Source organism: Holdemania filiformis (assembly GCF_003459085.1).
Lineage (GTDB): Bacteria > Bacillota_I > Bacilli_A > Erysipelotrichales > Erysipelotrichaceae > Holdemania > Holdemania filiformis.
Map to the genome: position 1 here is coordinate 1 of NZ_QRUP01000016.1, position 18,509 is coordinate 18,509.

The window sequence follows — 18,509 nt, forward strand, 5'->3', positions numbered from 1 at the left end:
CTAATATTGCGGTTTTTTTGAAAAAGCCTTGTTTATTTTGATGAAATTTGACATAAATCGCTAAAAATCAAAAATTTTTATGAAAAGTGTTTCATCCAGTTCAAGATTTCCCGGGACTCCGCCGGCGTTATCAAAGCCCTTCCTTCACTTCCCCTTTCTAAAAAAAAGAAGGCCTTTTAAACAGACTTCCTCGGATTTCATAGGTAGCTGAAAAACAATTTCCCCCATGAGTCTTCCCTTTCAATCCTCACAGAAAAAAGGAAATTGAACATGGCTGTCCGATTTCCTTGTGTATTTCCTTAAGCTTTCATATCTATTAATGGAATAAATTCTTTACCCGATCCCAAAAAGAGGTCTTAACTTCCGTCTTTGTTTCCACCGTCGTTGTTTTTTCCTCCGGCAGTTTAATTTCATCCGTCTTCATGATGAACTTCACTGAAGTTTCCATCGTGTCCGCGGCGCCGGCGTAGCTGCGGTATTCCTTCGACTGATCCAGCGCTGCTTTCGCGGTATCGAGCACATCGTTCAGATCGTCCATTGCATCGGTAACTTTCCCGCTTAACTCATCGATTCCTTCACGGCTGAATTCGTCGACGCCGTCGTTCAATTCGCCGGTTTTCTCTGCCAGCTCCTGTGTTGCATCTTTAAACTTATTGATTGCGTCGGTAATGTCCCCGGACGCGCCGTTCAGTTTATCCAGCCCGGCATTCATCGCCGCCGTTCCGGCCGCCAGCTGATCTGTACCGTCCTTCAGATCCTTCAAGCCTTCCGGCAGCTGCTGCAAGCCGGCCAGTGCGTTTTTCAGTTCATCGACGCCACCGATCTGTTCGATCATGCCGTTGATGTTGTTGATCATCGCCGTCATTTCCGTCGTCAGCTGCTGCGCCTGGCTCATCAAGCCGGCCATTTCCTGAACCTTCGCGCTCATTGTATCCTGCACGGTCTGAGCGATCTGATCGACCGTTCCCACCGCCGCCTGCTTACCATAACTGCTCATTGTATCGACACCGGCATCCACTGCTTGGCCTAAGCCGGCCGCGATCATTTCCTGTGCTGCACCCAGCTGAGAGTTCAATTGTTCACCGACTTTTCCCGCAATCGCCTGAGTTAAGTCTGGAATTTGCTCCTCAGCCACGCCCTGTTCCGCCAGCGCAGAGCCAATCGCGGAGACTAACGCGTTCTGATCGATTTCCACATTCACCGGCGGTAAATTCTGTTTTACGCCGGCCCTCACCTGCTCGGTTACGCCGGCCCAGGTGTTATTAAACGCATCGCTCTGACCGGCTGCCCGAATCGCATCGCCGGTTGCCTGCGGCATCGCTGCCAGCGCCTGCATACTGCCAGCCAGCTGTTCCATTAATGCCGAAGCGTCCTGCAGCTGCGTCAGGCTGCCGTTCAGCTGTTGAAACAGTCCCGTCAGCTGTTCGTCTGTCAGGTTGTATTTCTGCAGCATTGCCGTTAGCTGCGTTTGGATCTGACCAACGCCGCTGGACAGCTTCTGCGCCCCTTCCTTCAGCGCCTTCGATGAAGTGGCAGCGGTATTTAACCCGTCCGAGAATTCCTTGTATTTTGACTGGAATTCTCCCATCTTATCGTTCAGTTCAATATTCGCATCATGCAGCTGCACCGTGCCGTCTAAAATCTTCGCCGTGGCGTCCTTCAGATCATCGACGCCGTCAGTCAGTTTATCGAGATCACTGCGGTCGACCTCCTTGTCTTCCAGATTGGAAGTCCCGGCCGCAGCCAGAATGATCGACGGCATTTCAAAGTTTTCCACATTCGCCGTGATCACAAACTCATCTTTCAGCTTATCCTTCACGTCATCCAGCGCGCTGACGTCGGAATCCCTCAGCATCTGGCTCATCCCCGACACCGTGGCCAGGGCGACGATCTGGTTCTTCGATTCATTCAAAATCAATCCGTCTTCCGCTTTCACGTCCTTGAACGTTTCCGTCGGCAGATCGGTGACGATCGCGCAGGGGAACAGTGTGGAAATATATTTCGTCTTCCCATTGATCGTTTCCGTCGTTTCCAGATGATTGATCAGCTTGATCGTGATCGTCAGAGAGCCGCTCTGGCCGACAATCTCATGCGGATCTACAGTCTTGCCGTTGAATTGGTAGCTGACCTCCATCGTTAACGGCAGTTCCGCCGTCGTCGTGCCCTGGTAGTACAGGTCGTGCTCGTCAGAATTCCATACCAGCGACGTGCCGTTTTGTTCAGGCAGGTCATCGCCGTTGATATTCTTGATATTTTCCAGGATACTTTGATCCGCTGTCTGGCGGAAACCCTGTTCGTTATGCAGCCATTCGCTGACGGTCGCGGATTTCAGCTGTCCCTGCCAATCCAGGAAGGCATAGACGGTTTCTTCCTTTTTCGTGCCTTCGTCCGGCTTGTCCTCCGCCCGGACCGGCGTGCACAGATTCAGCGCCAGCACCCCGGAAAGGGCCAGCGCCAGCCAACTTCCTTTTTTATTCATCGTGATTCCTCTCCTTTTTTATTCAGAAATTGAAATGATGTTTTTTCGATAACGCCGCCGAAGACCATCAACAAGGCCGGCAGCACGAATAGAATGACCGCCATGCTGATCAGCGCACCCCGCGCCAACATGCCGCACAGCGAGCGGATCAAATCGATTTTCGAAACCAGCGACACGCCCACGGTGGCCGCGAAGAAGCTTAAGCCGCTGGTCAGGATCGACGAACTGCACGCGTAGACCGCTGTCTGTACGGCCGCTTTCCGATCCTTGCCCCGCCGGCGTTCCTCCTGATAGCGCGTCATCGTCAGAATTGCGTAGTCGATCGTCGCGCCCAGCTGGATCGTCCCGATGACGATGCTGGCGATAAACGGTATCGTTTCCCCTTGGAAATAAGGAATGCCCATATTGATCGTGATCGCCATTTCAATCGCCGCGACCAGCACAATCGGGACGCTGATCGACTTAAATGAAATTGCGATGATCAGGAAGACCGCCAAAATGGAGACGATGTTGACCATCTGAATATCGTGATCGGCGATCAGCACCAGATCGCGGTTCAGCGCGCCCTCCCCGGTGACTAAGGCTGTTGGATCGATCGCCTTGACGCGGTTTTCCAGCTCGGTGATCTGCGCGTTTTGTTCATGTGTCGCCGAGGTGTAGCTGGAGTTTGCCATGATCATCTTCCATCCGCCGGCGTCGAAGACGGAACGGATGCTTTCCGGAAGCATGTCTTCGGGAATCCCGGCGCCTAAAAACCGGTCTAACGTCGCAACGGAATTGATTCCGTCCGTCGTTTCAATTGCTTCCAGCACGGCGTCCATCTGCGTGCTGCTGAGCTGATCGCTGACGAGGATGAAGTTCGTCGTCGGCATGTCGAATTCATCGCGCAGCTTCTGTGTGCCGGCGGTGGATGTCAGATCCTGCGGCAGCGAGTCCAGCAAGTTGTAGTACACGTCGGTTTTTTTCTGCGCCGCGGCAAACGGAATCAACAGTGCGACGGCCGCGATCAGAATGCCTTTATAGTGAGTTGTCGTAAAGTTGGCAACGCCTTGCAGCTTGGGAATTAAAACCTTGTGCTTATGTTTGTGAATCGGTTTATCGAAGACCAGAATCAGCGCCGGCAGAATCACCACGGCCGAGAACACGCCCAGCACAACGCCCTTCGCCATGACGACGCCCATATCGGTGCCCAGCTTCAAATCCATAATGCACATCGCCAAGAAGCCGGCGATTGTGGTCAGTGAACTGGCGCTGATCGCGGTAAAGGTGTTGACGACGGCTTCGGTCATCGCTTCCTGACTTTTCAATCCCTTATGCAGTTCCTCGTCGTAGCGTTCCAATAAGAAGATCGAGAAGTCCATCGACACCGCCAGCTGCAGAATTGCCGCCAGAGCGGAGGTGATATAGGAAACCTCGCCTAAGAAAATATTGGTTCCGAAGTTATACAGCACGGCGTACAGGATCCCCAATAAGAAGATGAACGGCGCCACACTGTAACGTAAGCCCAGAAATAAAACGACTAAGGATAATCCGACCGCGACCGCCACATACAGCGGCAGTTCCTGTTCGATCAACATTTTTGTGTCGTTGATGACAGCCGCCAGACCGCCTAAGAACATCTGGGAATTCATCAGCGATTTCATCTCATCGACGGCCTTCAGCGTCCGGTCGGATCCGTTGCCTTCCTCAAACGTAACCATCATCAGCTGGCAGTCGCCGTTATCCAGCATCCCCCGCAGGTCTTCCGGAATCATTTCCGAAGGCATGGTCTGTAAGAAATCCCCCAGCCACATCGCGTCGCGGACGCCGTCGATCGCGCGGATTTTGTCCGCGATCCGGTCGACCTGTTTCTTCTCCATGTTTTCAACGGTAACAATCGCCATACTGGCGGAATGGAATTCCTGATCCAGGATGTCCTGACCCTCGATGGAATCCAGCTGATCCGGCAAATAGCTCAAAATATCATAATTGATGCGGGTGTTGATATAGCCGATCAACGACGGAACCAACAGCACCGTAGCCAAGACCAGAATCAGAATTCGTTTTTTTACGATCTGTTCTGCAATTTTTCTCACTGCAGATCACTCTCCCTTTCAAATGACTATCGGTCATTACGTCAGACAGAATACCCCCGAAATGACTGATGGTCAATAGACGGATCGGCCGATTTGTCTAACGGATTGACTTTTAGTCATTTTGATTTGACACTGCTTTAAGGTATGTTACAATGAGGCAGAGGAAGTGAGTTTATGGCCCAGCGTACATTAAAACAACAGAAAGAACAGAAGCAAGGCGATCTGTTAAATTCCGCGTATCAGTGTTTTCTGACCAAAGGCTTCGCCAAAACCACAATTGACGATATCGTCCGCCGTGCCCAGGTTGCCAAAGGTACGTTTTACCTGTACTTTCATGATAAAGAAGACATCATGAAACACCTTGTCATCCAGATCAGCTCGCAGATCGTCATCCGGGCATACACAAAAACGAAGGAACGCAACATCCCGGATTTCCTGCCGGCGGTCTTGTGCTTCATCGATACGATCATCGAGTATTTCAAAGCGAATAAAGCGGTGCTGAAACTGATCGAGCGGAATTTCTCCTGGCCGTTAGTGATGGAATATCTCAGCGAAGGCAACCAGGAGGAGATCACGCAGATCCTGGAGGAATTATTAAATTATCCGCAGCTGCGGCGGTTTGACCGGGACGAGGCGTTCCGGATGATCTACATGATTGTCGAGCTGGTCGGCTCAGTCTGCTACACCTCGATCATCGAGGAACAGCCGGCGCCGATCGATCACTTGAAGCCGACGTTATACCGAATGGTGGAGAAAATCTTGATTTAAAGACTGGATAACGAAAAAAGCGAAACCGACGGAATTCCGGCAGGCTTCGCTTTTCTTATAATTCAAATTTACTTGTTTGTCTTGCTTATTTGTTTTGTTTGCTTCGCTTCGTTGCTTTACCAGTGGGTTTCACTTGTTTTTCTTGCCCGCCCGCTTGGTCTTTTACCCTTTTTCTATAAGATTTGATTCAGGTTGCCGTCCGCGTCGCTAAGCAGTGCTTCCGCTTCACAACGGCTGACATGCTTCAGTTCCATGATCAAGGCTGGTTTGATCTGATAATTACACTCGGTCAGCCGCGCCTGCGCCGTTTCCAGCGTACAGCCCGCAGCCTGAGTCAGAATGTAGGCCAGACGGGCGCGCATCTTGTCGCTGACCGGCGGTACGTTGATCATCAGATTCTCATACACGTTGCCCAGCTGCGCCATCGTCACCGTCGTGATCATATTCAGGATCATCTTCTGGCAGGTTCCCGCCTTTAACCGCGTCGATCCGGTAATCACTTCCGGGCCCGGCGTGGGCGCCATGACCCGATCGCAGACCTCGCTGACCAGCGAATGCTTGTTATTGACCAGTCCGGCGCAGGGAATCCCCTGTTTTTGGCACCAGGATAGCGCGCCGATGACATACGGCGTCCGGCCGGATGAGCTAATTCCAATCACAAAGTCCTTAGCCGTAACCTCCCGGGCCTGTAAATCCAGCGCGCCGTTTTCCGCGCTGTCCTCCGCGCCGCCATCGGTCTTCATGATATCGGTGAAATTGCCCGCCACAATGGAAACAAATTCGCCGTGGGTGCCGAAGGTTGCATTGGCCTCGTAGGCGTCCAGCATACCCAGATAACCGGAATGCGCCGCGCCGGTAAAGATGATCCGGCCCCCGCGCCGCAAAGCGGCGATGCACTGTTCAATTGTTTCGTTGACTTCCGGCAGAACCTCTCTGACCGCTTTGGTGCAGGCTTCGTCTTCCTGGTTCATCAGCGCCGTCGATTCCGCGACGCTCATGTGCGGCAGATTCATTGACGCGGGATTGCGTTCCTCGCTGGTCAGCGTCATTAAATTATCACGCATCAGAAGATCCCGATGATCGCGCCGGCCGCCGCCACGACGATCAGCAGCGCCATGACTTTCGTCGCTTTGACTTTCTTGTTCTTCAATAAATACAACGTCCCCAACGTCAGCGCCAGCGGAAGCAGGCCGCGGAACAGCTTGTCGAGAATATCCGTCTGCACGCTCATGCCGGCGCCCTGGATGTTGATCATCAGCGGTGTCGACACACTGACAAACCCTGCCGTCAGCGCACCCATGACAATTGCGCCCAGAGCGCTGGCTCCGGTGATGACCTTTTTGATCAGATTGCTTTCCAGAATCCGCTGCAAGCCTTCCTTGCCCAGCTTGTAGCCGGTCATCCAGACATAATACGCAATGCTTAACATGATCCCCATCATCAAGACGGCATAGACCAGCGGTCCGGCCAGACTGCCGGAGGACGCCAGCGAGATTCCGATCGAAAGCAGGATCGGTGTCAAGGTTCCCTGCCACAGCGTATCCCCGATTCCGGCAAACGGTCCCATCAGACCGGTTTTAATGCCGTTGATCGCCTCGTCGGAAATCGGCGCGCCGTTGGCCCGTTCTTCTTCCATCGCGATGACCATGCCGTTGATCACGCCGCCGAAGTGCGGTTCCGTATTATAGAACTCGATATGCCGCTGGACCGCCGCCTTGTATTCCTCCGGGTTGTCCTTGTACAGCTTTTCAATGATCGGCGCCATCGCATGGCAGAAGCCCGTACCGGCCAGCCGTTCATAGTTATAATTGGCGTGAGAGAAGAAGGTCCAGCGCCAGAAGGACTTCACAACGTCCTTCTTACTCAGTGTTTTCCGTTCTGTATTCTGTTCCATAATCGTTCCCTCCTATCCGTTCTCTTTCTGCAGCTGGGTGTAGAACCAGGCGATGATGAAGCCCAGCACGGCAATGACGATCGTATCCAAGCCGAGATATACGCTTAAGATAAAACCGAGCATGTAGAAGGCCATACTGTTGGGACGGCTGATCGAGCGCAGATTCATCGCCACGCCCAGGGCCGGCAGCACGCCGCCGATGACCTGCAGGACATGCAGCACGTCGTTGCTTAACATCGCAACCAGGCGCGCCATATAATCCGCGCCGAAATACGCGCCGAGCATGACCGGAATGACGCTGATCGCAAATGCCACGATCTGCGGCGGAACAACATGCAGGAAGCAGACCTTCTTCAGATCGCCCTGCTCGGCCGCTTTATCCGCCATGTGGACAAACGCGACGTCAATCGTCATGTGCAGTACCCAGACCACTGTGCCTAACAAACCAAACGGAATCGCAATCGTGATCGCGGTTGCCGGATCAACGTTGCCGACGATCGCAAACGCCGTGCCCAGCACCCCGGCCAGACCCGGATCCGATGGAATTGTACCGCCGGCTGAAATAAACGCGATGTACGGCAGCTGAATCGCCGCACCGATGATGACGCCTTCCGCCGGATGTCCCAGAATCAGGCCGACCAACGTCCCCGCTACTAACGGCTTCTGAAACAAGCTGGCTGAACCGAGGACGGTCGTCCACGGCGTTCCGATGATGCCCAGATAATAAACGACGCCCATCAGAAAGGCTTGAAACAACGAAATACTCACATCCATCACCTCTTCTAATTAAATAAACCGTTTGAAATCCATTGCCGGATCTTCCGCTACCATCTGAATTTCAACCAGAATCCCGCGCTGGATCAGCTGTTTCAGCTGATCGGTTTCCGCTTCGCTGGCCGAGATATTCTTATAGACCGTTTTCCGCCCCGGCTTAATCCCCATGCCCCCGATATTGACCTTCGCCAGCTTAACGCCGCTGTCCGCCAGATGAACGTAGGCTTCCGGGGTCTTCGCTAAAATAATCGCTTTGTCATGATCCTGCAGTCCGGCAATCACCGCCGCACTGTCGGCCACTGTCGTCACCTGCGTCACAATGTTGGCAGGAACCAGCGTTTTGATGATCATCGTCAGAAATGAATCGTTAGCGGTAACGTCGTCGATGACGATGATTTTGTTGGCACCGGTATAATTCAGCCAGGACGTCATGACCTGTCCGTGAATCAGCCGGTCGTCGATACGGGCCAATACGATACTCATCTGTTATTCCTCCTCTGTCAAACTCTGAATCCGTGCGCCGGCGTCAAAGATGCCGCCGCGGCCGTTGTCCACGGCCATCGCGATCAGCTGGCTGGCCGTCACGCCTTCGCGGTTCGCCAGCACCGCCTGCAGAATCATCGGCAGATTGACGCCGACCACCACCTGCAGCGAATACGCACGCAAAAGCCGGATCGTCTGGTTGCACGGCGTACCGCCGAACAAATCCAGCATCACCACCACTTCTTCATGACCGCGCTGGTGAAACTGTTCGACCTTGTCGGCGATCAGCTGACCAAACGCCTCGGGATCCTGTCCCGCGCGCAGCCCGACGCTTTCCACAAAATCATGCTTACCGGCGATCATTTCGACTGTTTCGCAAAAAGCTTCGGCCAGATTGTGATGGGTTGCTATGAGAATGCCTGTCACGTTGTCCCTCCTTTCTTTTTTATGAGGAAATGCAGATCATCGGTTGTATCTGCATTCTATCATTCCTGATTCCTGAAAACGTTTTATCCTTTACACGGTCACTTCGTGCAAAGTCAAAATTTGTCGAGCAGCGCCGCCCGGAAAACGGCGATAAAATTTTCATAGGTACTCTCCCGCAGGATTTCATGGATCTGCTGGGGACTGGAAATCAGCGAGGATAAATACGGCCAGAGCTGAAACGCCTTGGGGTTGTTCATCTCCGTGGACACTAACAGGACAATCCGAACTTTCTGATCTTCTGTCCAGGCGACCGGCTTGTCCAGCACGGCGACGGCGATGAACGTCTGGGCGGTAATCGGATAGAGCGGATGCGGCATCGCGACCTGACTGCCGAAATAAGTCGAGCTCAGCTTCTCCCGTTCCAATACCAGTTCCTCAAATTTCTTCGGCAGATGATACGAGCGGGACGCCATCGCGATCAGGCGCGCCACGATCTCCTGACGGTTTTTCGCTTGCCCGCGCCAGAACAAATCGCTGGAAAACCGGGACAGAATCGAATCGACGCTGTCGTAGCCGTTGATCGCCAGATTCATCTTGGCAAAATCCTTCTCGCTGGGAAACAGGCTGATCCGCACCGCAGCGCCGCGGGTGACGGTGTCCTTGGTTTCCGTGGTGAACAGCGCATCATAAGCACCCGGATCGATCCGGCTTAAGTCCAGCGGATTCACAAAATCCAGCTGAAGCAATTGTTTTCGGAACCATTGATCGATCTTCTGCCGCAGCAGAATTGTTTCACTCGGTTTAAGACGGCTGATGACCAGAATTTTCTTGCCTTCGGAATTCATCGTGATGTTCTCCAGGCCGTAGTTGAAATACAGCGTGAAATATGCAGCTTCATCTTCGCTGATGCGGACGTGGTAATGATCGTCGATCAACAGGCTGAAATAATTCGCGATGTCAAAAGCAAACGGAAAGGTTTGCTTGATTTCCGTCAGCAGAACGTTTTTTAACTGCCGGTTATTCTGCATGCGCGAAAGCAGCGGTACAAAATGAAGCGCCAAGGCGATTTTCAAATCGATGCTGCGGGTGAAGTCGACGCCGTATTCGACGTGGATCTTTTCCAGTGAATCCATGATGAAGGCGTTGATTTCCTCCGAGACGCCGGAATAGTCGTCATAGTCCCGTTTGCCGCGCAGATTTACGGCGAGGTAGTTGATTTCCTCACTCAGCCGGGAAACCGGCACGCTTGTGCAGCGGCGCAGAATATCGCCCGCGATCCGCGTTTCCTTCTCTCCGCCGTTGCGTTTCGTTGTGCCGGCTTCGATAAAATAGCCCCGTTCGATTCGCTGCAGCGTCAGAAGCAAATGGAGGATCAGACTCTCCAGCAGCACTTCGCTGATCTTGTATTCATTTTCCAGAAAGATTTCAACAAGCAGTTCCTTCAGGTCTGTGATGCGTTTCAGATTGGCCTGGGTTTCGTGGGCTTCCTCCATCATCGAATAAATATCTTCCCGGGCTAGACAGGTCCGTTTGTCCGTTTCCCGCCCCTCGACCCGATAGCCGCTGCCGGAGCGGTACGCCAGCTCCAGATTGTACTTGTTCAGTATTTTCCGCACGGCTTTCAAATCCAGGTACAGTGTGGAATCGGAGATGTTCAGCTGGGTCTGCAATTTTCGCTTGCGGACATAGCCTGAATGATCGAGCAGATTCAGCAGAACCGTTTTGATCCGAATCGGTTGTTCATTGAGCGCGGTGTTCTGCGATGTCTTCTGCATGCGGTCCAGCAGCGCCGCAGCCTGCGGCGGATCATGAATAATCAGCTGGTAGCCCTTGGAGGGCAGCGACGTCAGCTCCAGGGCCGGGGAATGCTTAATTTCCAGGCGGATCGCCGCGATCTCGCTTTTGACGGTGCGCACGCTGATGCCGTGGGCTGCCGCAAGCGTCGCCGCCGAATGATATTGTCCGCCATTCTCTGCCAGCCAACGCAGAAGGCCTTGCTGACGCTGTGTCAGCACGATTGCCACCGTGCCGCTTCCACAGAGCGTTTGATTTTAAAAGTTCCGATACTCTGCGGCGTTCCCGTTTGAAAACGCGGCGTCAGGCAGCGTTGAGATGGGATGAACTGTTTCTGTTTCATAAGCTTTCTCCTTCCCAAGCTCATCTTAGCATAAGCCTTTTCCTGTTTTGTTAATTCGTGCAATCTGGTGTTTGAGCTTTTGCACGAACGACCGTGCAGGGAAATAGAACATCGAGGATCTTTGATTGAGGAAAGGATTGAAAAGGTCTTCCGTTATCGCCGACAGACGCTTTGGCTTCGAGCCTTGGATTTCATGATTCTTCAGCGAAAAAGCACAAAAAAACAGCCCTGAATCTCAGGACTGCTTCTTACCCTATTTACAGTTCAACTTTTTCCAGATCGTTATAGGCGATCTCCGTCGGCGTTTCCCGGCCGAACAGAATACACAGAACGGTTGCGGTCTGGGTATCGTCGTTCATCGCGTCGATCGAGCCTTCGATGCCGCTGAACGGTCCGGTTAAAATCTTAACACGGTCGCCCGTCGTAAAGTTGACGCTGACCTTGCGGTCGCTCATGCCGATGCGGCGCAGGATTGAATCAATTTCTTCCGGAGAAACCGGGAACGGCTTCGCTCCGCCGCCGCTGGATCCGATAAATCCGGTAACGCCCGGCGTATTTCTGACAATATACCAGGCTTCGTCCGTCATAATCATTTCCACGAACAGATAACCTGGGAACAGGTTGTGCATTTTTTCTACTTTTTTGCCGTTTTTGTATTCGATCTCCGGTTCCTCAGCGACCAGAATGCGGAACAGATAATCGGAAATGCCCATTGTGTCGACACGACGCTGCAGGTTTTCCTTGACCCGATTCTCATGACCGGCATACGTATTGACGACATACCATTCTTTCTTGGACTCTGTCATACCTTAAGCTCCGATCCCGATTAATTTGAGGAAGAAGGAAACGAAAAATTCACAGGCGACGAAGAAAACGCCGAAAAATGCGCAGAAGATCAAAACTTCCATTGAATTTCCGCCCAGTTCTTCTTTCTTCGGCCAGCGAATCCGCTTGACTTCTTTGGAGATACCGCTGAAACTAAACCATTTTAACATATCTGTATCCTCCTACTTCGTTTCTTTATGAAGTGTATGTTTTCCACATTTTTTACAAAATTTCATCAGTTCAAGACGTTGATTATGCGTCTTGGGATTCCGGTGTGTAACATAGTTGCGTGAAAGGCACTCTGTGCATGTCAGAATCACTTTTGTTTCTTTCGCCATCGAGGTCCCTCCTTACCGTGCTAATCCACTTTACCATAAAGAAAAGGGCTCGTCAAATAACCCTTAACTTAAGCGGATTATAGCACCATCCCGCCGGCTTTTCAAGCCTCTTCCGAAAATTTGCTGAGGATGTAGTCCAGTTTCTTTCGAATCCGTCCCAGCTGGTTGCCATAACTCTTCCGGGAAATGTTTAAAATTGCCGCAGCGTCCTGATAAGACGTGTTATCCAGCGACAGGCACAGAATCTGCCATTCCCGCGGCGTGAAGTAGCGGCGCAGCTGCTTGACCTGCTTTGACGCTTCGTTGAGCGTAAAACGGTAGACCGGATCAAAGAACCGGTCGTTGGATACCAGCATATCCGCCCTGTAGGTCTCCCGGTCTTCGCCGACCATGATATCCAGGGAATCGCAGGCATAAAACGCGGCGTCGCTGGAGCATTGCGAGTGCCTGTATATCGTCAGCAGCCGTTTCCGCAGGCAATTCTGCAAGTAAGTCTTAAAGCTGCAGGGATAATCCTCACGGTAGCTGTCGGCGGCGCTGACCAGCATCATCCGGCTTTCCTGTTCCAGATCTTCCTTATACGCGTCGCCGGAAACAGAACAGTTCTCGAACTGTCCCAGCCGGAAAATCATTCCGCAGATCATCGGTTTGTATTTGTTCAGCAGACTTTCCACTGCCCAGTCGTCCTGTTGACGGATCATATACAACAATTCATTGTCGGTGTACACTTCCTCGGTCATCCTTGTTCCTCCTGTTATTTCAGAGGAAAACGTTTCGCATGAATCTGATAAAGCAAGACGGCGCAGGCCACCGAAGCGTTCAGCGAGGAGATCGTGCCTTCCATCGGCAGCGTCAGCATTACGTCGCATTCTTCCTTGACCAGCCGGGAAATGCCTTTGCCCTCCGAGCCGATCACCAGCGCCACTGGCGTGTCGAAAGTAGGCTGACGGTAATCCTGGGCATTGCGCATATCCGTACCGTAAACCCAGTATCCCTTTTCTTTCAACTGTTTCAGCGTCTGAGTCAGATTCGCGACCATGGCGACCGGCACCGTTTCAATCGCACCGGTGGACACCTTGGCGACTGTCGAATTCAGCGATACCGAGCGATTCTTGCGCAGAATCACACCGTCGGCTCCGACCGCGTCGCACGTTCGCAAGACCGCGCCGAGATTGTGCGGATCTTCCAGCTCATCCAGAATGACGATCGTTCCCAGCTTCCCGCTTGGGATGCGTTCCAGCATTTCTTCTACGCTGACCGTTTTGTAATCCTCGCAATACAGCGCGATCCCCTGGTGATGCGTATCCATGCAGCACTTATCCAGCTCCTTGCGACTGACCCGCTGGGTTGGAATTCTGCGGTTTTTCAATAAGGTTTCCGCCTCCGGAAACTTTGCCCCTTCCGCTACGAGTGCTTTTTCAACCTTTTTCTTGCTTTTCAGGATCTGCATTACTGCGTTTTTCCCATAAATCCATTGTGCCATACTTTGACCTCCCGTTTCGTCCTGGAATTGTCCCATTTTTATTCCAAATCGTTTCATCCTCGTGAAACTGCTTCTTTATTTATACAATGGGAAACCCGGAAAAGCAATTGAATTAGCCAACAAAGCCTGGATAAAGATCAAGGCCCTGACGATTCTAATTACTTTATTAGTCTGCCGCACCCCTGCGGTTTCATGATTTCCCTGTTCTGCCTACAGAAAACGTTCGCCCTTTTGCCTTAAAGACGAACGCTTCTTCCATTCTGGTTTTTCTATTGTCTTTAATCTTATGCCATAAGCTTGGATTCCAATCCGACCGTCGGCCTGACCTGTTCCCAAATCTCGTGCAGCCGCGCCGTTTGACCGGTCAGATGCCACCAGCCGGTCAGTGCTTCAAAGCCGGTTGAAATCCGATAGATCTGCACGTCGGTGTTCTTGGGAACGCTGCCGCTTTTAAAGTTGCGGCCGCGCCGGAAGATTTCTTCCTCTTCCTCACTGAACGTCCCGGCGGCATGCAGCTGTTCATAAAACCGCGCCTGCGCCTTGGCGCTGACAAAGTTTACGCTCAGCCGCTGCAGATCCTTCGCCCGGCCATAGCCCAGCTCGACCAGGTATTCCCGCACCAGCAGCGACCAGACCGCGTCGCCGATATAGGCCAGCGTGCTTCCGGATAGCTCGTTAGGCTGCATTACATCAGACCTCTTTCGATCAGAATCGCCCGTTTAACGTCCGCCTGGGCAAAGTCCTTAGCGGCCTTGGCTGCGTTCCATTCCGCGAACACCTGCTTGTCATCTTCGCTCAGCGTCACTTTCGGCAATCGGATGCCCAATACCTCCAGCATCTTTTCCAGAGCGCCGACTTCCGCGCCGACCTGATTCCATTGGATTTCACGCTGACGCAGCGCCTGATTCAGCTTCTTTACCGTTTCATAAATTTCAGCATAGCCGTTCGGCGTGTTGAGATCATCGTTCATCGCGTCAATAAACCGCTTCACCGCGTCTTCATCGCACCCGATTACCGTGACATTCGCCAGCTGGCTCTTGATATACGCCTGTTTCATCGGTGTTCTGACTTTGTCCAGTTCCTTGCGGGCGGTTTCGATGGTTTCATCCGAGAAGTTCAGTTCTCCCCGGTAATGCACGCTCAGCATCAGCCAGCGCACTAAATCCGCACCCAGCTTTTCAATGACGTCCTTCGCCCAGGAAACGTTGCCCAGCGACTTCGACATTTTTTCACCGTTGATGTTGATCATCGCGTTGTGCAGCCAGTAATGCGCAATGGAATTGTGGAACAACGCCTGCGACTGAGCGACTTCATTTTCATGATGCGGAAAGCGCAGATCCATCCCGCCGCCGTGAATGTCGATCTGATCGCCGAATTCCTTATGGATCATAACGACGCATTCCGTATGCCAGCCCGGCCGGCCTTCGCCCCACGGCGACTGCCATTTGATGCCCATATCCGTTTCTTTCCACAAAGCGAAGTCCAGCGGATTTTCCTTTTTTGTGTTTTCCTCGATCCGCGCCCCGACCTGCAGGTCTTCCAGATTTTGCTTGGAAAAGCTTCCGTAGGACGGCACGCTGCCGACGCGGAAATACACATCCCCGCCGACCTGATAGGCATGGCCGGTTTTGACCAGCTCGTCAATGAAATGAATGATTTCATCCATCGTTTCCGTTACCCGCGGGGTCGCGAACAGCGGTTCTGTGTTCAGACTGTCCCGGACTTTCTGATAGGCTTCGATATAGCGGGCGGACACGACGCCTTCCGCCACGTTTTCCTCATGCGCTTTCTTAATAATCTTATCGTCGACGTCCGTGTAGTTGGACACGTATTTAACCGTGTACCCCTGCGCTTCAAATAAACGGCGCAGCGTATCGAAGACGATGATCGGACGGGCGTTGCCGATATGGGCATGGTTATACACCGTCGGCCCGCAGACATACATGCTGACCTCATTCGGTTTTATCGGCTTAAATTCTTCAATTTTCCCTGACAGGGTGTTGTAAAGACGAATACTCATCACTTTTTCCTCCTTGGTTTCAGATTCATTGCCTTTGACTGCGGATGCTTTTCCGGAATGTTTCCACGTTGTCAACCCGCTGGTTTTCCACAAAAAAAGCATCTCTAATTTAAAAGACGCTTCAGGCGCGGTTCCACTTTTATTGAACAGAGATGATCTGTTCCGCTCATTCTTCCGTTAACGCCGGCTGCGTCCGCCCTACTGAATTTCAGGCTGGCCCTCCAAGAGGCATTCGTCCGGACGCTCCCTGGTCTTTTCACCGGCCAGACCTTCTCTTGACGGAGCTTTCACGGATTACTCGTTCTTGTCCTCGGTTTTTTGTCCTTTCTTATTCTACCACTTTTTGCTCAGAATTTCTTTCTTTTTCATCTCATATTCCGCGGAAGATAAGATTCCGTCGTCATATAACGATTTCAGCTTTTTTAATTGTTCCGCCGGATCCGAGGCTGAGTTCCATCGGGGCTCGTCCGTCGTTTCCGTTACAATCTCATGTTCCGCAATACCGCCGCGCTTCAGCGCGATCACCCCGTAGAGAATACTGGCGATCCCGCCGATCAAGCCGAAGGCGGTGAAGAACAGAGCCGGATTCATGGAAGGTCCGCCGAATCCCATCCCCATTCCGTCCAGATGAAGCAGGTTTGGAACAAAAAGTCCAAATAAGATAAACGCGATACCGGCGATAATATTGCTTACCGCGCTGGAACGTGTTGTGCGGATCTCTGTTTTTCTTCTCATTGCCGCGGCCTCCTGACCCTTCAGGTCTGCGTTTTTACTCTTGCTTCCAGTATATCACAATCCCGCTGAATCAGCCATGTCCGCCGTCACATCCTTTTCAGGCAGCCTGCAGGCTGCCTGAATATCAATTTCTTCCCTGCAGAGTTTTACTAAACCTCAAAAGTAATTTTACTTTTTTCATTTTCTCAGGAGGCTTTTTTGAATTTTGCGCAATATTAAAGATGTAGGGTCTTTGATAAGGCGGTTGCCCGTCCTGGATGGATCACCTTTTGATTCATTTGTTTTTCGAGCTTGTTTTCTCAGCTCTGGAAAGGAGGGGCTTTCTATGAAGTTTTTCATGGAACTTTTGTCTTCTTTAACGATGAGGGACATTCTGGCGGTTGCCCAGCTTCTGACAACCAGCCTGGACTGCATCTTAAAAATTATAGAACTCAGAAGAAAAAGTGCCGCATCCCACAAAGATACTCGGCACTTATCTATCCACCGCTTCCCTTCAATGAAGAGATAGCGAACGATGGGTATCGCTTTCTCAAGCGTCCCTACACCTATAGTATATTCCATTCTTGAGTTATTTCAAGGCTTTTTCTCAATTTGTTTTTTGCCCCGGTTATTCTCAAACTGCCCGCTTATCCGCTACGCCGTTTTGTTATCCTTGATCGCGCCCTTGCGCCATTTCAGCTGCAGCTTTTCAATAAAACCTGTTTTGTATCGCAGCGACAAATAGCCGACGAAGGACATGATAAACGCTCCCAGACAATCGACGATCAGATCCTTCATCGTGTCCAATAACGCCGCCCGGCCGATCAGCTGCGTCCCGTTTTCCAACATGAACTTCTGCATATTCAGACGCAGGATGCCGTCAAAGGTAAATTCATAGATTTCCCAGAAGACGCCCAGCGTCACCGCAAAGCAAAATGCGAAGACCGCGACAAAGACCGGGGAAAGGTTCATCGGGATCTTTTCCGACTTATTTAAGATCGTGACGAAGGAAAAGCCCAGCGCTCCCAACATCCCCCCGCTGAAGGTATGCAGGATTGTATCCCAATGCGGCACATTGTAATAGAATGCCCGCACTTCCCCCAGATAGATCGCGCAGTACAGAAAAACCGCGTACAACAGAAGCATGTTGCTGGGAATATGAATCTGGATCTTGTGCTCGATAAAATCCGGCAGCCGCATCGCCACGACGCCCAGAATGCACTGCACCAGCATTAACAGATAGTCGCTCTTAACACGCACATCCTCCGCCACCGCTTCCGCCGGCGCCATGGTGATCCGAATGACCAGGAAGATAACGGACAGAAGCATTGTGACAAAAACGAAGTTATAAATAAACGAATTCCAGTTGAATTTTTTCTTCATGTCTTTCCCTCTTTTCAAACATAGTACTTATTTTAATCAGGACGCCCATGACTTGCAACGATTATTCTCCGTTTCGTTTTAAAATAACGGAATCTGTTCTCCCTTTACACGGATTTCATCAACTGACCGGCCTCTGCCGGATGCGGCAACGACAAAAAAATCAGAGACCATAGCGGTAGGCCGCTCTGATTCCTGATTTCAACCTTGCGTCGTTGACAGGGATTATTCCGCTGTTTCTTCCTTACTGCGGCGACGGCTGCGTCCCGCTTTTTTCTTTTCTTCCAGCATCTTATTGAAATTGACAATGCCGGTTTTTGCGGTTTCTTCCAGTGTGTCCGTTGAAATTTCACCGCCCATGCGCAGACCCAGACATTCCATAACCATCGGCAGATTCATGCCCGTCAGCACCGTGATCTGTTCGTTCAGCACAAATGCCGACTGATTGCACGGCGTACCGCCCAACAAATCCGCGAAGACCAGCACACCCTCGCCGGTATCAACCTCCTTGACCGCTTCCTGCAGCCGGCCGCGGAAATCTTCCGGATCATCCTGCGTATTCAAAACGACCGCTTTCATCTGCGGAATGTTTTCACCGAAAAAGATTTCCGCCGTTTTCAACATTCCTTCGGCCAACGGTCCGTGACTGATTAACAAAATACCTTTCATAGCTACCTCCCGGCAGTCCGTTTTCTGATAAGACTGCCTGTCTC

At 51.8% G+C, this 18,509-nt stretch carries 21 protein-coding genes and 1 other annotated feature; of the genes, 2 read left to right on the forward strand and 19 right to left on the reverse strand.

The window, feature by feature from the left end; translation table 11 throughout:
* Positions 1-316: 316 nt before the first annotated feature.
* Complete coding sequence (locus DWY25_RS12305; RefSeq protein ID WP_117895473.1) at positions 317-2,479, reverse strand: phage tail tape measure protein; 2,163 nt, start codon at positions 2,477-2,479, stop codon at positions 317-319.
* The gene (locus tag DWY25_RS12310) at positions 2,476-4,554 is read right to left on the reverse strand and encodes an efflux RND transporter permease subunit (RefSeq protein WP_117895474.1); all 2,079 of its coding nucleotides are present in this window, start codon (positions 4,552-4,554) and stop codon (positions 2,476-2,478) included. Before DWY25_RS12310 ends, DWY25_RS12305 begins: the two co-directional genes overlap by 4 nt.
* A 174-nt stretch (positions 4,555-4,728) precedes the next feature.
* On the opposite strand from DWY25_RS12310, the gene DWY25_RS12315 reads away from it, so the two are divergent.
* The gene (locus DWY25_RS12315; RefSeq protein WP_006057344.1) at positions 4,729-5,322 is read left to right on the forward strand and encodes a TetR/AcrR family transcriptional regulator; all 594 of its coding nucleotides are present in this window, start codon (positions 4,729-4,731) and stop codon (positions 5,320-5,322) included.
* A 173-nt stretch (positions 5,323-5,495) separates the two neighbouring features.
* Here DWY25_RS12315 and DWY25_RS12320 read toward each other — a convergent pair whose 3' ends face one another.
* The 15 genes from DWY25_RS12320 to DWY25_RS12385 form a co-directional block, all read right to left on the reverse strand.
* Positions 5,496-6,386, reverse strand: coding sequence for an N-acetylmuramic acid 6-phosphate etherase (locus tag DWY25_RS12320; protein ID WP_117895475.1), 891 nt, complete (start codon positions 6,384-6,386; stop codon positions 5,496-5,498).
* Positions 6,386-7,216, reverse strand: a complete 831-nt coding sequence (locus tag DWY25_RS12325; protein ID WP_117895476.1) for a PTS system mannose/fructose/sorbose family transporter subunit IID — start codon at positions 7,214-7,216, stop codon at positions 6,386-6,388. Before DWY25_RS12325 ends, DWY25_RS12320 begins: the two co-directional genes overlap by 1 nt.
* A gap of 12 nt (positions 7,217-7,228) precedes the next feature.
* Complete coding sequence (locus tag DWY25_RS12330; protein WP_006057347.1) at positions 7,229-7,990, reverse strand: PTS mannose/fructose/sorbose/N-acetylgalactosamine transporter subunit IIC; 762 nt, start codon at positions 7,988-7,990, stop codon at positions 7,229-7,231.
* Between the two features lie 12 nt (positions 7,991-8,002).
* Positions 8,003-8,473, reverse strand: a complete 471-nt coding sequence (locus tag DWY25_RS12335) for a PTS sugar transporter subunit IIB (protein WP_117895477.1) — start codon at positions 8,471-8,473, stop codon at positions 8,003-8,005.
* Positions 8,474-8,476: 3 nt separating this feature from the next.
* Positions 8,477-8,899, reverse strand: a complete 423-nt coding sequence (locus DWY25_RS12340; protein WP_117895478.1) for a PTS sugar transporter subunit IIA — start codon at positions 8,897-8,899, stop codon at positions 8,477-8,479.
* 113 nt (positions 8,900-9,012) lie between these two features.
* Positions 9,013-10,923, reverse strand: coding sequence for a BglG family transcription antiterminator (locus tag DWY25_RS12345; protein ID WP_117895479.1), 1,911 nt, complete (start codon positions 10,921-10,923; stop codon positions 9,013-9,015).
* The gene (locus DWY25_RS18050) at positions 10,908-11,036 is read right to left on the reverse strand and encodes a hypothetical protein (protein WP_261795727.1); all 129 of its coding nucleotides are present in this window, start codon (positions 11,034-11,036) and stop codon (positions 10,908-10,910) included. The genes DWY25_RS12345 and DWY25_RS18050 overlap by 16 nt, the downstream gene beginning before the upstream one ends.
* 257 nt (positions 11,037-11,293) lie before the next feature.
* Entirely contained in the window at positions 11,294-11,842 is a 549-nt protein-coding gene (gene nusG / locus DWY25_RS12350) for a transcription termination/antitermination protein NusG (protein ID WP_006057353.1), read from the reverse strand.
* 3 nt (positions 11,843-11,845) lie between these two features.
* Positions 11,846-12,031, reverse strand: coding sequence for a preprotein translocase subunit SecE (secE, locus tag DWY25_RS12355; RefSeq protein ID WP_006057354.1), 186 nt, complete (start codon positions 12,029-12,031; stop codon positions 11,846-11,848).
* Between the two features lie 12 nt (positions 12,032-12,043).
* A complete protein-coding gene (rpmG, locus tag DWY25_RS12360; RefSeq protein WP_006057355.1) occupies positions 12,044-12,199 on the reverse strand; it encodes a 50S ribosomal protein L33 in 156 nt (51 codons plus the stop codon).
* A gap of 101 nt (positions 12,200-12,300) precedes the next feature.
* Entirely contained in the window at positions 12,301-12,939 is a 639-nt protein-coding gene (locus DWY25_RS12365) for a sigma-70 family RNA polymerase sigma factor (protein WP_181981814.1), read from the reverse strand.
* 14 nt (positions 12,940-12,953) lie between these two features.
* Positions 12,954-13,682, reverse strand: coding sequence for a 23S rRNA (guanosine(2251)-2'-O)-methyltransferase RlmB (rlmB, locus tag DWY25_RS12370; RefSeq protein ID WP_117895481.1), 729 nt, complete (start codon positions 13,680-13,682; stop codon positions 12,954-12,956).
* A gap of 284 nt (positions 13,683-13,966) precedes the next feature.
* The gene (locus DWY25_RS12375) at positions 13,967-14,368 is read right to left on the reverse strand and encodes a Mini-ribonuclease 3 (RefSeq protein ID WP_117895482.1); all 402 of its coding nucleotides are present in this window, start codon (positions 14,366-14,368) and stop codon (positions 13,967-13,969) included.
* Positions 14,368-15,696, reverse strand: coding sequence for a cysteine--tRNA ligase (gene cysS / locus DWY25_RS12380; protein WP_117895532.1), 1,329 nt, complete (start codon positions 15,694-15,696; stop codon positions 14,368-14,370). Before cysS ends, DWY25_RS12375 begins: the two co-directional genes overlap by 1 nt.
* A gap of 115 nt (positions 15,697-15,811) precedes the next feature.
* Positions 15,812-16,022: a binding site (T-box leader), on the reverse strand.
* Between the two features lie 13 nt (positions 16,023-16,035).
* Positions 16,036-16,437, reverse strand: a complete 402-nt coding sequence (locus tag DWY25_RS12385) for an SHOCT domain-containing protein (protein WP_117895483.1) — start codon at positions 16,435-16,437, stop codon at positions 16,036-16,038.
* Positions 16,438-16,762: 325 nt separating this feature from the next.
* Here DWY25_RS12385 and DWY25_RS12390 point away from each other — a divergent pair, with 325 nt between their 5' ends.
* Complete coding sequence (locus tag DWY25_RS12390) at positions 16,763-16,945, forward strand: hypothetical protein (RefSeq protein WP_117895484.1); 183 nt, start codon at positions 16,763-16,765, stop codon at positions 16,943-16,945.
* Positions 16,946-17,070: 125 nt separating this feature from the next.
* Here the strand turns inward: DWY25_RS12390 and DWY25_RS12395 are convergent, their stop codons facing one another.
* A complete protein-coding gene (locus DWY25_RS12395) occupies positions 17,071-17,799 on the reverse strand; it encodes a DUF2238 domain-containing protein (RefSeq protein ID WP_117895485.1) in 729 nt (242 codons plus the stop codon).
* A gap of 222 nt (positions 17,800-18,021) precedes the next feature.
* Complete coding sequence (locus DWY25_RS12400) at positions 18,022-18,465, reverse strand: PTS sugar transporter subunit IIA (protein ID WP_117895486.1); 444 nt, start codon at positions 18,463-18,465, stop codon at positions 18,022-18,024.
* Positions 18,466-18,509: the final 44 nt, after the last annotated feature.